The organism is Clostridium putrefaciens (assembly GCF_900461105.1).
Lineage (GTDB): Bacteria > Bacillota > Clostridia > Clostridiales > Clostridiaceae > Clostridium_L > Clostridium_L putrefaciens.
Map to the genome: position 1 here is coordinate 1,398,877 of NZ_UFWZ01000001.1, position 15,959 is coordinate 1,414,835.

The 15,959-nt window shown below is 28.4% G+C and carries 12 protein-coding genes and 1 other annotated feature; of the genes, 8 read left to right on the forward strand and 4 right to left on the reverse strand.

The window, feature by feature from the left end:
* Positions 1-50: 50 nt before the first annotated feature.
* Both DY168_RS06035 and DY168_RS06040 read right to left on the reverse strand, forming a co-directional pair.
* Positions 51-1,589 carry a sensor histidine kinase gene (locus DY168_RS06035; RefSeq protein WP_115640948.1) on the reverse strand — a complete coding sequence of 513 codons (1,539 nt, stop codon included), beginning with the start codon at positions 1,587-1,589 and terminating at the stop codon, positions 51-53.
* Positions 1,586-2,272, reverse strand: a complete 687-nt coding sequence (locus tag DY168_RS06040) for a response regulator transcription factor (RefSeq protein WP_115640949.1) — start codon at positions 2,270-2,272, stop codon at positions 1,586-1,588. The genes DY168_RS06035 and DY168_RS06040 overlap by 4 nt, the downstream gene beginning before the upstream one ends.
* 228 nt (positions 2,273-2,500) lie before the next feature.
* Here DY168_RS06040 and cobT point away from each other — a divergent pair, with 228 nt between their 5' ends.
* From cobT to cobS, 3 genes are read left to right on the forward strand one after another with little or no spacing between them, the layout of a single operon-like run.
* Positions 2,501-3,574 carry a nicotinate-nucleotide--dimethylbenzimidazole phosphoribosyltransferase gene (gene cobT, locus DY168_RS06045; RefSeq protein ID WP_115640950.1) on the forward strand — a complete coding sequence of 358 codons (1,074 nt, stop codon included), beginning with the start codon at positions 2,501-2,503 and terminating at the stop codon, positions 3,572-3,574.
* A gap of 18 nt (positions 3,575-3,592) precedes the next feature.
* Positions 3,593-4,144: a bifunctional adenosylcobinamide kinase/adenosylcobinamide-phosphate guanylyltransferase gene (cobU, locus tag DY168_RS06050; RefSeq protein ID WP_115640951.1), complete on the forward strand. Its 552-nt coding sequence runs from the start codon at positions 3,593-3,595 to the stop codon at positions 4,142-4,144.
* Between the two features lie 21 nt (positions 4,145-4,165).
* Complete coding sequence (gene cobS, locus DY168_RS06055) at positions 4,166-4,921, forward strand: adenosylcobinamide-GDP ribazoletransferase (RefSeq protein WP_115640952.1); 756 nt, start codon at positions 4,166-4,168, stop codon at positions 4,919-4,921.
* Between the two features lie 112 nt (positions 4,922-5,033).
* Here cobS and DY168_RS06060 read toward each other — a convergent pair whose 3' ends face one another.
* Entirely contained in the window at positions 5,034-6,407 is a 1,374-nt protein-coding gene (locus DY168_RS06060) for an aminotransferase-like domain-containing protein (RefSeq protein ID WP_115640953.1), read from the reverse strand.
* Positions 6,408-6,798: 391 nt separating this feature from the next.
* On the opposite strand from DY168_RS06060, the gene DY168_RS06065 reads away from it, so the two are divergent.
* The 4 genes from DY168_RS06065 to DY168_RS06080 are packed head-to-tail and all read left to right on the forward strand — an operon-like array spanning position 6,799 to position 10,642.
* Positions 6,799-7,533 carry a class I SAM-dependent methyltransferase gene (locus tag DY168_RS06065; protein ID WP_115640954.1) on the forward strand — a complete coding sequence of 245 codons (735 nt, stop codon included), beginning with the start codon at positions 6,799-6,801 and terminating at the stop codon, positions 7,531-7,533.
* Between the two features lie 36 nt (positions 7,534-7,569).
* Positions 7,570-8,817 (forward strand): M16 family metallopeptidase, encoded by a 1,248-nt coding sequence (locus DY168_RS06070; RefSeq protein ID WP_115640955.1) that lies wholly within the window; start codon positions 7,570-7,572, stop codon positions 8,815-8,817.
* 14 nt (positions 8,818-8,831) lie between these two features.
* Positions 8,832-9,473: a recombination regulator RecX gene (gene recX, locus DY168_RS06075; protein WP_115640956.1), complete on the forward strand. Its 642-nt coding sequence runs from the start codon at positions 8,832-8,834 to the stop codon at positions 9,471-9,473.
* 14 nt (positions 9,474-9,487) lie between these two features.
* Positions 9,488-10,642: a transglutaminase-like domain-containing protein gene (locus tag DY168_RS06080; protein WP_115640957.1), complete on the forward strand. Its 1,155-nt coding sequence runs from the start codon at positions 9,488-9,490 to the stop codon at positions 10,640-10,642.
* Positions 10,643-10,728: 86 nt separating this feature from the next.
* Here DY168_RS06080 and DY168_RS06085 read toward each other — a convergent pair whose 3' ends face one another.
* Positions 10,729-11,079, reverse strand: a complete 351-nt coding sequence (locus DY168_RS06085; protein ID WP_115640958.1) for a tetratricopeptide repeat protein — start codon at positions 11,077-11,079, stop codon at positions 10,729-10,731.
* Between the two features lie 298 nt (positions 11,080-11,377).
* Between DY168_RS06085 and DY168_RS06090 the strand changes: the two genes are divergently transcribed.
* On the forward strand, positions 11,378-15,661 hold the full coding sequence (locus DY168_RS06090; protein WP_115640959.1) for a 2-hydroxyacyl-CoA dehydratase: 4,284 nt from the start codon (positions 11,378-11,380) through the stop codon (positions 15,659-15,661).
* Positions 15,662-15,709: 48 nt separating this feature from the next.
* Positions 15,710-15,930, forward strand: a binding site (T-box leader).
* The last annotated feature ends 29 nt before the right edge of the window (positions 15,931-15,959 follow it).

Sequence of the window (15,959 nt, forward strand, 5' to 3'; positions counted from 1 at the left end):
TTATATAATAATTACTACATAAAATCAAGGTGTTTATGTTAAAATATTAATTAAGATTCGATAGAATCTATTTCTAAGGAAAAATAAAAACAAACTCCATCCAATTTATTAAAAGCACCATATACACTATTATGTTTTTCTAATATATTTTTTACTATATTAAGACCAAGGCCGATACCACCCTTAGATCTATCCCTTGACTTGTCGACTTTGTAAAACTTATCCCATATGTTGTTTAATTCTTCTTTTGGAATATTAGAACCTTTATTGAACACTTCAATAAACAAATGATTCTCAGGTATATGATTTTTATTTACATTCAATTCGTAAGGGTTTTGATCTATACATGAAGATATACTTATATTACCACTTTCGCTAGTGTTCTTTATAGCATTAGAAATAAAATTATTTAAAACCTGTTCAATTCTTGTTTTATCACCAATTACTAACTTATCATTAACGTCTACCGTGACATTGATGCTTTTAGTTTCAATTAATCCTGTGAACTTTTTCAAGGCATGATTTATTAAGGACTTAATATTAAAGGAATCTATATGTAGATTAAAGGAACCAGATTCTAATTGAGAAAGATCAAGCATGTCATTTAGAAGACTTTCCATATTATGAGCTTCATCTATTATCACATCTACATAAAAGTCTTTTTGATCATCTTTTGCTATATTATCTTTTAAACCTTCAGCATATCCTTCTATAAGGCTTATAGGGGTTTTTAGTTCATGAGATACATTAGCTATAAAATCTTTACGCATAGTTTCAATACGCTTTTCTTTTTCAATGTCATCTTTAAGTTTATCATTATATTTTTTTAAAGCATTTAATGAATCACTAAGGTTTAAAGATAAAAAGTTTAAAGTTTTTGCAAGATTTCCGATTTCATCTTCTCTATCTACTGTGCATTGCTCAGAAAAATCTAGGTTAGCCATTTTAAAGGCAGTCTTATTCATATCTTTTAAAGGCTTTGATATTAAATTTGAATATATAATAGATAAAAATACTATACCTAAAATACCTACAAAAAGTGCATAGGGATAAAAGTCCTTTATTACTAAAGAAGCTTCTTTAATGGTTTGAAGAGGTGATACAGAAATTATTATATTATCATTAATACTTTCAAGTGATATTGGAGCTAAGCATACAATATTTTTAATGTCTTTACTTTCACTAGAAAATATATTTGCTGTAACCTTACCTTCATTAAGAGTAGAAGAAAAATCTGTGGCCTTAGATGATTTTTTAAAAGCTTCTTTTAGCATTTGAAGAACTATATCATCCATTTGTTTATTAGGATCAGATAAAAACATAATGTCACCCTTATTTGAAAATATAGCGATTTTAGCATTATTATTTATCTCATAATCTTGCATGCTTTTAAATAATTCAGGCTTATTATCATAATTATAGGAATAGGATATTTTAAATTTAATTATTTCTGACTTAAGAGTATTCATCTTTTTATTTATATAAAACTTTTGAAAAAATATTGATTGTAATGAAAGTATTAATATTAAAATCACACTTATAAATATAGAAGTTATAATAAATAATCTTAAAGTTAAATTCTTTTTCATTTTTTCACCTCAAATTTGTATCCACTTCCTCTTACAGTAGAAATAAAAGAAGACTTTTCCTTTAACTTTTCTCTAAGCCTCTTAATAGTTGTATCTACAGTCCTAGGGTCACCATAATAATCTATACCCCAAACATTATCTAATATTTTATCCCTACTTAAAGATATACCTTGATTTTGCATTAAATATAGCAACAGGTTATATTCATTTGGTGTTAGGTAAATTTCCTCTTCATCTACATAAACTTCATGTGAGGCTGTATTTATTACTAGTCCCTGTATATTTTTACAAGTAATATTAGTGATGTTTAAAGATGCACTCCTTTTTAATAAGGCTTTAGATTTAGCTACTAATATTTTAGGGCTAAAAGGTTTTGTTACATAATCATCAGCTCCAAGGTCATAGCAAAGGAGCTTGTCATCGTCACTAGACCTTGCAGTTAAAATTATTATAGGTATATAGGATATATCCCGAAGGGACTTACAAAGGGTAAATCCGTCCATTAGAGGCATCATTAAATCTAAGATAATTAATGAGAGACTATTTTCATTATTTTTAAAAATGTTAAGGGCAGTAATTCCGTTATCAGCTTCTAGTATGTCAAAATCCTCTTTCTCGAAATAATCTTTTAAGAGCATTCTCATTCTAATTTCATCTTCAACTATTAAAATTTGTTTTTTCAAAATGAGTCCTCCTTTACAGTGGTATTAACATATATTATTATTATACTGTTAACTAAGCCTACCTACAAGAGTAATGAATTTGATGTTTAGTACACTTTTTATATTAAATAAACATAAAGGTATAGAACTTTTAGAATCTTAATATTCAGTCATTAATATTACAAAGAATAACCTTTGCATTACAAAGATAAAAATGAGATAATTTAATTTGATTATAGGAGGTACACTATGAATAACTCAGAATTAAACCAAATAATAATGTCTATTGAATCTGTAGATAAATTAGCATTTAAAGATGCTATGACATATATAGATAACTTAACAAAGCCAATTGGAAGTCTTGGATATATGGAGGTTATGGCTTCCAAGATAGCAAGCATAAAAGGATTTATGCCAAAAGAATTAAAACGTAAAAATATAATAATTATGTGTTCTGATAACGGTGTTGTGGAAGAAAATATAAGTTCTTGCCCAGAAAATACTACAGCTTTAGTTACTGAGAACTTCACAAAAGAAATTACAGGGGTTAAAGTGTTATCTAATTACTATGGATCAGAACTTACTGTAGTGGATGTTGGGGTAAATCATGATTTTAATAATCCTAAGATAATTAATAAAAAAATAGGTTATGGAACTAAAAATATGATGAAGGGAAGAGCTATGTCTATTGAAGAAACATTAAAAGCTATAGAAATAGGCATAGAAATAGTTGAAGGACTAAAAGATAAGAATGTAGATATAATAGGTACAGGCGAAATGGGAATATGTAATACTGCTACTAGTGCAGCGGTATTTTGTGCATTAACAGATTCAAAGGTTGATAAAATAGTTGGTAAGGGCGGAGGGGTTACAGAACTTCAGTATGAAAATAAAAAGCGAGTAATAAAAAGGGCAATAGAAATAAATGATCCAAATAAAGAAGATGTAATAGATGTATTAAGTAAAGTTGGAGGATACGATATTGCTGCATTGTGTGGGTGCTTCTTAGCAGCAGCAAGGTATAAGATACCAATAGTAATTGATGGATTTATATCCTCTGTTGCAGCACTTTGTGCTTATAGATTGAATACTTTTTGTAAAGATTATATGTTTCCGTCTCATCTATCAGCAGAACCAGGAGCTTCTTATATAATGCAGGAACTTGGACTTTCGCCTATATTGAATTTGAATATGAGACTTGGGGAAGGCTCGGCCTGTCCTATAGCTTTTAGCATAATAGAAGCATCTTTATATACCATGAATAACATGGGTACCTTTGAGGCAGCAAATTTAGATAAAAAGAATTATGTAGATATAAGATAGGATTATAAGGAGGTAAATATGGGAAAGATAACTTTAGTAACCGGAGGCAGTAGAAGTGGAAAAAGCAGCTTTGCAGAAGAAATCTTAAAAGAAAAAGATGACGTATTATATATTGCTACAGCTATAGTAACAGATAAGGAAATGAAAGAGAGGATAGATAGACATAAGGAATCTAGAAATCCTAAATGGACAACTTACGAAGGGTTTAAAGACTTACATATAGCAGTTAGAGAAAATAATAAGTCTTATATACTTTTAGATTGTGTAACAGTAATGATGACGAATTTACTTTTTGATAGGGAAGAAAATTTAGAAAAAAATGTTTCTAGAGAAACCTTAGATTTAATATATAAAGATATAGAATATGAATTTAGTATGCTTTTAAATGAAGTGAAAAAAGGAAGTAGTAATTTAATTATGGTAACTAATGAAGTTGGTATGGGTATTGTACCAGAATATAAATTAGGAAGAATATTTAGAGATTTTGCAGGTTGGATAAACCAATTTTTAGCTAGAAATAGTGAAGAGGTTTATTTAGTTACGTGTGGAATACCTTTAAAAATAAAATAATAATAGGATGTGTGTGACTTTATGGAAGAAGTAAAAAGCTTTTTACTTATGATACAATTTATGACCAGAATACCTATAAATAAAGCTCTACCTTGTCAAAATAAAAATTTCAAAAAGGCTTCAGCCTATATACCTCTAATTGGAATAATCGTTGGAATGTCACAATTTATAGTTTATAAATTATTATTAAATCTAATATCTGCAGAGTTTTTATCTGTAATTATGATAATAGTATATGTATTTATCACAGGTGGATTTCATTTAGATGGCCTTGGTGATACCTGCGATGGATTTTTTGCATTTAAAGGTGGAAAAGATAAGATAATAGAAATAATGAAGGATAGCAGGGTTGGTACTTATTCTACTATTGCTGTAATTATAGATGTTTTAATTAGATACATTGCCTATGTTAAAATAATAAATATGGATTTTGGATATATAATCATTTTAGCACCATTTATAGGGAGGATATCTCTTGCACTTTTAGCATACATAGGAAAGGGCGCTAAAGAAGAAGGATCAGGAAACCTTATTATAAATAATATTTCAAATAGAGAGATGGGGATAATATTTATAATGTTTATTGTATTTTCTTATGTAACTAGTGAACATTTGCATGTTACTTATGAAATTTTACTTCTTGCGATATGTTGTGTAATTACTTTATCATTTTATAAGCTATGCAAAGATAAAATTGATGGTATAACAGGTGATAATTTAGGTGCTATTAACGAGATAGTAGAACTCGTAGCACTAATATTTTTACTATCCATATAAAAATAAGGATATTCTTTTAAAGGATATCCTTATTTTTATGCATTATGTTTTAGTGTGATAATGACTGTACAATGTGTATATTTAAGGGCTAATAGTAAAAATAAACGTTTTGTTATAGTTCTAATTTTTGACAAGAATTTAAAGGAGGATTGTATTGAGAGTTTTTCAGTTCTTTAAACATATGATCCATACCTTTAATTATATTATCCTCATTAACATTGCACAGGCTTATTCTTAAAGAGGGTATATGAGTAAATTCTTTAAGATAAAAGTTGGAACCATCTCTAATAGATATATCTTTTGTGCTCATTATATTTATAAATTCATCTATGTTAGTATTAGGTAATTTTATTAAAGAAAACATTCCATTGTTTGGTACACAATGTTCTAGATTAAAATCTAAGAAGCCATCTAATTCATGTTTAAGAGTCCTCATTCTGCTACCATAAAAGTTCTTAAGTTTATAAGTATAGTTATTATAGTGTCCACTATCTATAAAAGAACTTAGTGCTCCTTGCATTGGTACTGTAGAAACTAAATCTAAGCTTACCTTATAATTACTAAACTCATTTATAATCTTTTGGGGTATTATGCAAGCCGCTAATCTTATTCCAGGTATTAAGGTTTTTGAGAAACTTTTAATATATATAACTTTTTGATTTTTATCATATTTATATAGTGGATGAGAAGACGCATCATTTAAATCGCTTAAGTAATCATCTTCAACTATATATACGCCATATTTATTTGCAAGATATACAATTTGTTTTTTATCATCTTCAGATAAAGAAGTACCTAATGGATTTTGCATACGAGGCATAGTGTAGAAAAATTTTATTTTTTTATTTTTAAATATGTGTTCTAGTTTATTTAAGTCTATACCATTAAAATCTCGTTCTATTCCAATAACATTAAATTTGTTAATGTTAAGCCATTTTAAAAATATATTATATGTAGGTTGTTCTACTAAAATAGACTCTCTATCCTCACCAAAATTTAAAGTAGATAATATTGAAAGAGCTTGTTGACCTCCAGAGGTAATAAAGATTTTATCAAGAGAACAGTCTAAGTGAGATTGTTTAAATAGTGAAAGAACGCTTTCTTTTAAAGGTGTAAAACCAGAGGATAAAGAATATCCGAAAATATTATATTTATATTCTTCTATTGCTTTTTCAAATGACTTTTGAAAATCTTCATAAGGCAGAATCTTCATATCTGGCTCCCCTGAAGAAAAGTCTATAATGGTTGATTCATTTATATTATAATATTTTAACTTGTTGTCTACAACGAAGTATCCACTTTTAGGCAGGGCATATATAAGATTTTGTTTTTCTAGTTCAGAATAAGCTCTTATAACTGTAGAATTACTACAACTAAATTTTATAGCAAGAGCTCTTATAGAAGGTAATTTATCATTGAAATTACCAATTTCTATTTCATGATTTATGTAGTTTATAATAAATTCGTATTTTGTAATAATACTCACCCACTTTTGTTTATATAAATATTTTGGAATACAAATGTTTAAAAACGTATACAGTTTTAAATATGTAAATACAGTTTTTATTATTTATAAATTATATCATATAAAAATAAAGTTTTGTACCCGTATATAATAACTTTGTATGGCTACAATGTTATTATATGAAAGATAAATTTATTATGTTTAGGCCTATTTATTTCTAGCATTTACATATAGGTTTCTAATAGTTATGTATATTTAGTTCTATTAGGTATATATTTTTTAAAATTTAAAGTAATATTTATTACTAAAGTCTAGCCAGGTATATTATAATAAGATAATATGGATATAAAATAAAATAACAATAAAGTTATTAAAAATATACTAACTTTTATATTATATAAGGAGGCGCATTATGAGTTTCTACGAAGAATTAAGTAATTATTATGATATAATATTTGAAAAAAGTGATATGACTTTAAAATTTTTAAGTGAAAATTTAAAAGAGAATTATAAGGTAATAGACTTAGCTTGTGGAAGTGGTACATATGCTTTAGAACTTGGAAAAATGAATATAAAGGTTTTAGGCGTAGATTTAGATGAAAGTATGATAAATTTAGCAAAAGATAAATCAGTAGGAATAGAGAGCTTAAGCTTTATAAATGCTGATATGTTAAAATTAAAAGATGTATCTGATATGAAGTATAACAGTATATTTTGTATAGGGAATTCTTTAGCTCATATTACAGATAAAAATAAAATTAAGACTTTATTTAAAGACGTATATAATATGCTAGATGCAGGTGGAGAGTTTATTGTACAAATAATAAATTATGATAGAATAATAAAGTATAATATTAATGAATTACCTACAATCAAGAGAGAAGATAGCGGTTTAGAATTTGTAAGAAGGTACAAATACCATAAAGAAAAGAAAATAATAAATTTCAATTCAGAATTAATAATACAAAAAGATAACAAAAGAGTTAGTTATAAAAACAGTGTAGAATTACTTCCAATTATGAAGGAAGAGTTACAAAATATGCTATTAGGCTCAGAATTCAAGAACATAAACTTTTATGGTGGGTTTAATAAGTCATCTTATAATGATGATTCCTATGCTACGGTAGTAAGATCAATTAAAGAGTAAATATAATAATGATATTAGGGATGGGGAGATATTTTAATGAAGAAACCATTTTTTGATGCTAAAGATACCTTACTTCAAAATGGACTAAGGGTTATTACAATAAAAAAGGATACCAAAATTATGTCCATACAAATAGGGGTAAGAATTGGATCCATGTATGAAACTATAGAAGAAAAAGGCATTTCTCATTTTATTGAGCACATGTTGTTTAAAGGAACTAAACTTAGAGATAATGAAACACTAAACAATGACTTAGAGTTCTTAGGTGGAGAATATAATGCTTATACAGATTATAAATCTACAGTTTATAGTATAAGTGCTTTAGAAGAAGAAATTATAAATTCTTTAGATTTATTATCAGATATGGTTATGAATTCTACATTTCCTTTGGATGAAATAGAAAGAGAAAGAGGCGTAATTTTATCTGAGATTAAAGGATCATTGGATGATGTGGAAAGTTTATCTTTCAAAAAGTTAAATGAAATAGCATTTGATAATAGTCCACTTAAGTGGGAAGTTAGTGGTGATGAAAAAAACATTAAATCTTTTAATAGGGAAGGTCTTATAGACTTTTATAATAAGTTTTATACACCTAAAAATGCTATTATAGTTATGGTGTCATCTTTGCCACATGAAGAAGCATTACAAAAGGTAGCTAATAAGTTTTCAAATTGGGAAGGAATTAATGTAGAAAAAAAAGAGATATTAGTAGAAAATAATAAGCCCATAATAAAGACAACTATTAAAAAGGATTTAGAGCAAAGTTCTATAGCATATCTCTACACGTTTCATGATTTACCAAAGGAAAAAGAACTTTCTTTAAAGATATTAAATCATAAGCTTGGTGAAAGCTCTAATTCTATTTTGTTTAGAGAACTTAGAGAAAAGCTTGGATTAGCCTATGATGCATATACAGACTTAGACATGACATCAAAGATAAAAACTATGTGCATTTACACTTCAGTATCAGAAGAAAATATTAAAAAGGCTATAGCAACTATTGACAAATGTATAGACGATATTAAGAATAAAAGAATAAAAATTAATGATAATACTGTAAAACTTATGAGTAAGGTTCATAAAACAGCAGTAGTGTCTACAATAGAGGATTCTATGGATCTTGGAAGCTATGTATTATTTCAAGCGCTAGAAGAAGATAATATACAACGATATTTAGAAGATATGGATGCTTTAGAGAAGATAAATAAAGAAAGTATATATGAGGTAGCTAACATAGTATTAAAAAATCCAACTATACACATATTAAAAAATGAAAAAGAATAAGGTGAATTAAGAAAATGGAAGGTAAAATAACTTCGATTCAAGTGCAAAGCAGAAATAAAGATAGGGTTAATATATTTGTAGATGAAGAATTTGCATTAGCCTGCTTTGCAGAGGTTGTATATAAACAAAACATAAAAAAAGGTGATAGAGTTAACATTGAACAGCTAAATGAGATTTTATTAAAAGAAGAGTTTTCTAAGGCTAAAAACTATGCACTAAGGGTAGTGGAAAAAGGATTAAAACCGGAAAAGGCTGTAAGAGACAAACTCTTTAAAAAGGAATATAGTAAAGAAACAATAGACAATGTAATAGAATTTTTAAAGGAATATACCCTTATTGATGATAAAAGATATGCAAAGGGGTATGTAAAAGAAAAGATAAAGTCTAACGGGAAAAATAAAATAAAGTATGGACTTTTAAGTAAAGGAATTAAAAAAGATATAATAGAAGTTGTTCTTGAAGATATTTATGATGAAGATGAAGATAGAGAAGTTGCAGAGAAGATTGCAGTTAAAAAGTTTAATTTAATATCTAAAAGGGAAACTGATAAATATAAAATAAAGGGTAAATTATATCAGTTTTTAATAGGAAAAGGATACTCAAGTGAATGTATTAAATTTGTAATAGAAAAGATATTTAAGGATAATAGTTTATAAAAGGAGATAACTTTATGTTGAAAAATCCAGTCACACTGCTAATTGTCCTAATATTTTTATATCCTATTGTAAAAGGGGTAATATTTAAGATTAATTACGAAAATTTAAAATCTGATTTAAGTAATATGGAAAAGACTCTATCTTTTTTGATTTCCTTTCCTATTTGGGTTAATGTTAGAGGTCTTATCAATAGATTTATGAATACAGTAATTACAAAACTACCTTATAATATAACTTACTATGTTGAGGAATATAGTAAGTTATATTTAATAATAGTGTTTTTGATTAGTATATACTTAATTTATAAATTTCAAATGCTTATTTATATTATTATAAATAAACTACTCTTTAACCCTATAATTATATCTTTAAAAGATAAAGAAGGTTATAGAAAGCCATGGGTTAATAGAGTGATAGCAATGATAATATCAATACCTAAAGGTGTTTTCTACGCTCTTTTAATTACAAGTAGTATACATGCTTTATCTTATTTTTATCAAAAGGATAAGTTTCAAGATTACGTTCAAAGGTCAAAGTTATATAATGATATAAATAAAAAGACATTAGAACCTGTTATAAATTCAAAGTTTTTAGGTAAGATTCCAAACACAATAAAGAACTCATTTAAGGTAGAGGTTAAGTATGACGAGCATAATATTACAAAAGAAAAAGGTAGTAAACCTAATACTTTAGTTTATTATAATGGAGTTACATTAGAAGATGGTATAAAATCTAACAATGTTATAGATGAGTTTTCTGTAAGCCTTACTAAAGGACATACTTCGGATAAAGCTAAAGCAAAAGTAATATATAACTTTATTGGATCTAATATAGATTATGATTACGAAAAAGCTGATAATATATATACTAATAATTTTAAAATAGAATCTGGAGCAATACCCACCTATGATACAAAAAGAGGTATATGTTTTGATTTTTCATGCCTCTTTGTAGCTATGTGTAGGGCTAATAATTTAAAGGTTAGATTAGTAACGGGAGAGGGTTATAATGGAGTAAACTGGGTAAGTCATTCTTGGAATGAGGTATATATTAATGAAGAGGATAAGTGGATAAATATAGATACTACCTTTTATAAAGGTGGAAATTATTTTAATAGTAAAAGGTTTGACTTAGACCATAGAGGAGAAAATATAGTAGGGGAGTGGTAGGGTGTCTTTATTTATAAAGGCACCCTTAGTTAATCAATATACTTTTTTATTAATAGACGATCATTTAAAGTAAGTATTCAGATTTATTATTTAGAATTATTATTTAAAATTAAGTTTATGGCTTTATTACAATCTTCATCTTCGTGGTTCATTGCCCAAGATGTATTAAAATATAATAAGGATTTAGGGGTATTGCCAATCATAGAATAACAATAGGCAAGATTAAAATAATATTTGCTATCTTGTTTTAAACTAAGGGCTGACTTTAGGTGTAATATTGCTTTTTGGTATTCTTTTAATTTAATAAGACAAACCGCTGAATTATAATGAGCACAAGCCTCATTTTCTTTGTTTTCAATAGCCTTCTTATATAGAATTATTGCTTGTTTGTAGGAATGGCTGTTGTATAATTCATTTGCTTTTTGAAAATAACTCATTTTAATCCTCCAAAATATATATTTTAGTGTATATTTTAAATTAAAGACTATATTTACATTCTTAACTAATAAATCATATAATATACAATGAAAAGATTCTTTATAAAATTTATAGTAAAAATAATAAATAATATAATGCCATCATATAGAAATAAAAGTAAAAATAACATATAAAGAAAGGAAAATAATACCCAGAGATAATTGACTAGATTATTGCATAATGATATGATTTCTAGATAGAGTTATTTAGTGTATGCATACAGTTTTATAATTATTTAAGGAAAGAGTTGATGTAGGTATGAAGGATGTATTACACATTGGGCTAGATGTAGGATCTACTACAGTGAAAGTAGCAATTATGGATAAAAATTATAATTTAATATATGGCGATTACAGAAGACACTATTCAGATATTAAGAATTCAATCAAAGAAATTTTGACTAGTATAAAAGACGAATATAAAGATAGCTTTGTTACTATAAATGTTACAGGATCTGGTGGGCTTTCAGTTTCAAAGTGGTTAGATATAGAGTTTGTTCAAGAAGTTGTTGCATCAACAACAACAGTAGAAAGATTGATCCCAGAAACTGATGTAGCTATAGAACTCGGTGGAGAAGATGCAAAAATAACCTATTTTAAAGGCGGAGTAGAACAAAGAATGAATGGAACATGCGCAGGCGGTACTGGTGCTTTCATAGATCAAATGGCTTCGCTTTTGCAAACAGATGCTACAGGATTGAATGAATTATCTAAAAAACATCAACTTATATATCCTATAGCAGCTAGGTGTGGGGTATTTGCAAAGACGGACATTCAGCCACTTTTAAATGAGGGTGCTAGAAAAGAAGATTTAGCAACTTCAATCTTCCAAGCAGTAGTAAACCAAACTATAAGTGGACTTGCCTGTGGTAAACCTATAAGGGGAAATATAGCATTTTTAGGTGGGCCTTTGTACTTTTTATCAGAATTAAGAGATAGATTTAAAGAAACATTAAAGCTAGAAGATAATCAGGTTATATTCCCCGAAAACTCACAGCTGTTTGTAGCTATGGGAGCAGCTTTACATTCAGGTAAATGTAAAATAATTAGTTTTTCTAAGCTCATAAAGGGATTAGATGTATTAGATATAAATCAAAGTCATGAGGTCCAAAGGTTAATGCCTCTTTTCAAAGATGAAGATGATAAAAGGGCCTTTTATGAAAGACATAACTTAGTAGCTACAAAAAGAGGAGATCTTTCTGAATACAAAGGAAACTGCTATTTAGGAATCGATGCAGGATCTACAACAACTAAGATTGTATTAATGGGAGAAGATAAAGAAATATTATATTCTTTTTATGGAAGCAATAAAGGAAATCCATTAAAGCTCATTACGGAGATATTAAAATATATATATAGTAAGATTCCAAAACAATCTAAAATTATAAACTCAGCAGTTACTGGATATGGTGAAGGCTTAATGAAGTCTGCATTTAAAATAGACATTGGAGAGATAGAAACTATAGCTCACTACAAAGCAGCAAATAATTTTCTACCCGGAGTGGAATTTATATTAGACATTGGTGGACAAGACATGAAATGTTTAAAGGTTAAGGATGGAGTTATAAATAGCATACTTCTAAATGAAGCTTGCTCTTCTGGTTGTGGATCTTTCATTGAAACTTTTGCAAAATCCTTAGGGCTTACAGTAGAAGAATTTTCAAAAGAAGCACTTCAATCAAAAGCACCGGTAGATTTAGGCTCTAGATGTACTGTGTTTATGAATTCTAGAGTAAAACAATCCCAAAAAGAGGGTGCTACTATAGCGGATATTTCTGCAGGGCTTTCTTATTCTGTTATAAAAAATGCTATCTTTAAGGTGATTAAGATTAGAGATCCTAAAGATATGGGTGAAAAGATAATTGTCCAAGGTGGCACCTTTTATAATGACTCAGTTTTAAGAAGTTTTGAGATGATTTCTAATAGAGAAGTTATAAGACCTGATATAGCAGGCCTTATGGGAGCCTATGGAGCCTGCATAATAGCTAAGGAAAGACATATAGAAAATGAAGAAAGTACTTTGTTAAAAGAAGAAGAACTTTTAAGTTTTAAAGTTGAAAGTACTATGAGAAGGTGCGGACTTTGTGCAAATAATTGTTTGCTTACGATAAATAGTTTCCCAAATGATGAAAGATTTATATCTGGTAATAGATGTGAAAGAGGAGAAGGCAAAGAGAACTTAAGTACAGAACTTCCTAACTTGTATGAGTATAAATATAAAAGATTATTTGGTTATAAATCACTTCCGATAGAAGAAGCAAAAAGAGGAAGGGTTGGAATACCAAGGGTTCTCAATGTTTATGAAAATTACCCGTTTTGGCATAAATTCTTTACAGAACTTAAATTTAGGGTGGAATTATCTCCAAGGTCTTCTAAAAATATATTAGACTTAGGAATGGAAACTATACCATCAGAATCTGTTTGTTATCCAGCAAAATTGGTACATGGACATGTTATGAGCCTTATAAACAAAGGAATTAATTTTATATTCTATCCATGTATAGCTTACGAAAGAAATGAAGTGAAAGAGGCTAATAACCATTATAATTGCCCTATAGTTACGTCTTATGGCGAAGTAATAAAAAATAATATGGATGTAATAAAAGAAAAGAATATAAATTTTAAAAACCCATTTTTATCTCTTGAAAATAAAAAACGACTTGCGAAAAGGCTCTACGATGAATTAAAAGAGTTTTCTGTAAGTTATGCAGAAGTTATATCCGCAGTGGACAAGGCTTGGGGTGAAATGGATAATTTTAAGCAAGATATAAGAATAAAATCGGCAGAGGCACTAGAATATATAAAAAGAACAGGCAAAAAAGGTATTGTTTTAAGTGGAAGGCCTTACCACATAGATCCAGAAATAAACCATGGTATAGCCGAACTTATAAATACTTATGACATGGCGGTATTTACGGAGGACAGTGTAAGTCATCTAGGAGAAGTAGAAAGGCCACTAAGGGTAGTAGACCAATGGATGTATCATAGCAGGTTATATGCAGCAGCTAGCTTTGTTGCAACACAAGACTCATTAGAACTTGTTCAATTAACTTCCTTTGGATGTGGACTTGATGCAGTTACAACAGATCAAGTTCAAGAGATATTAGATAAAAAAGGCAAGATATATACATTGCTTAAAATAGATGAAGGAAATAACCTTGGAGCTGTAAAAATAAGATTGAGATCTCTAAAAGCTTCTATGGAGGAAAGAGAAAGATCTGGATATGTCCCAGTAATTAAGAATGAAACCCAAGAGAGGATACCATTTACAAAGGAAATGAAAAAAAATCATACTATATTGGCACCAGAAATGTCACCTATTCATTTTCAATTTGTAGAGACAGCTTTTAGAGCTAGTGGATATAACCTTATAGTACTACCAACAGTGGATAATGCAGCTGTTGAGGAAGGTTTAAAATATATAAATAATGATGCTTGTTATCCGTCTATAATAGTAGTAGGTCAGTTAATACAAGCTCTTAAGTCAGGCAAATATGATATTAATAATACATCTATTATGTTAAGTCAAACAGGGGGAGGATGTAGGGCAACTAATTATATAGGATTTTTAAGAAAGGCTCTTAAAGAATCGGGATTTACAAATGTTCCTGTAGTTTCTCTAAATGCAGGAGGAATCGAAAAGAATCCTGGTTTCTCTTTAACCCCAGGGTTAATTAATAAAAGTATTATGGGTATAATTTACGGGGATTTATTAATGAGGGTTTTATATAAAGTGAGACCTTATGAGAAAATCAAAGGATCTTCTAATGAATTATATAATAAATGGGTGGAAAAGATTAAAGTAAATGTATCAAATGGGAAGCATAAAGAGTTTAGGCAAAATATTAAAGATATAGTATATGACTTTGATAATTTAGAGATAAATAATATAGTAAAACCTAAGGTAGGGCTTGTAGGTGAAATATTAGTCAAGTTTCATCCTTCAGCAAATAATAATGTAGTAGAACTTATTGAAAGAGAGGGCGCTGAGGCTGTTATGCCAGATTTATTAGACTTCTTTTTATATTCGTCCTATGATCAAGATTATAAATATAAATATCTTTCGGGAAGTAAGATATCTCAGATACTAGGTAACACAGCTATAAAAGCTATGGAATGTTACAGAAAAACATTAAGAGAAGTATTAGGGGAAAGTAAAAGATTCGAACCTCCAAAACACATAAAAGAACTAGCTTTTAAAGCTTCGAAAATAATATCTTTAGGTAATCAAACAGGAGAAGGTTGGTTTTTAACAGCAGAGATGATAGAACTTATAGAAGGTGGAACACAAAATATAATTTGTATGCAGCCTTTTGCATGTCTACCTAATCATGTAACTGGTAAGGGGATGATAAAGGCACTTAAAGCAAACTATCCAAAAGCTAATATAGTAGCTGTTGATTATGATCCAGGAGCTAGCGAAGTAAACCAACTAAATAGAATAAAACTAATGCTTTCCGTAGCTTTTAAGAATGTTGAAAAACCAATTGAACCAAAGGAAATAGAGGAAAAACAACTAGTAGATCAATGTAATAAATTATAAAGCTTGACACTAGAGGTATAAGTAATATAATATAATTATTAAAATGAATATGTTGCAGTGATAAAGAGGAGTAAAGAATATAGTGCTTTAAGAGAGAAAGACTCATAGGTTGAAAGGTCTTTTACGTTGCTTATTCTTGAAGGTAGCTTTTGAGCATTTTTGCTGAAAATTTAGTAAGCAAAAACGGTGCTTTGCCGTTATTATTTAAGAGCCATTTAGTTAACCGCTAAATGGGAAAAAAGGTGGTACCACGAGTCTTCGTCCTTTTATAGGAGGAGACTCTTTTTTTGTACTCAAA